Below are 234 nucleotides of genomic sequence, written 5' to 3' on the forward strand. Positions count from 1 at the left end.
TGGACGGTTGGCGGTACCATGATTATCTTCCTCGCAGCGTTAAACGATATTCCAAAACAGTATTATGAAGCCATCGAAATCGACGGAGGAGGCAGACTGCAGCGTCTTTGGCATATTACGATTCCACTTGCGAGCCCATCCATTTTCTTCAACACGATCATGGGCGTAATTGGGGGCCTTCAAGTGTTCGTTCAACCCTATGCCATGACCGGCGGTGGGCCCAACGACGCAAGC

Annotated in this window: 1 protein-coding gene; it reads left to right on the plus strand. The window is 51.3% G+C overall.

The features are described 5' to 3' along the window. Window positions 1–18 precede the first annotated feature (18 nt). The coding region (locus tag NLU14_RS22950) for a carbohydrate ABC transporter permease (protein ID WP_275710958.1) at window positions 19–234 on the plus strand (216 nt) is incomplete at its 3' end.

This window comes from Marinobacter iranensis, assembly GCF_029207565.1.
Taxonomy (GTDB): Bacteria; Pseudomonadota; Gammaproteobacteria; order Pseudomonadales; family Oleiphilaceae; genus Marinobacter; species Marinobacter iranensis.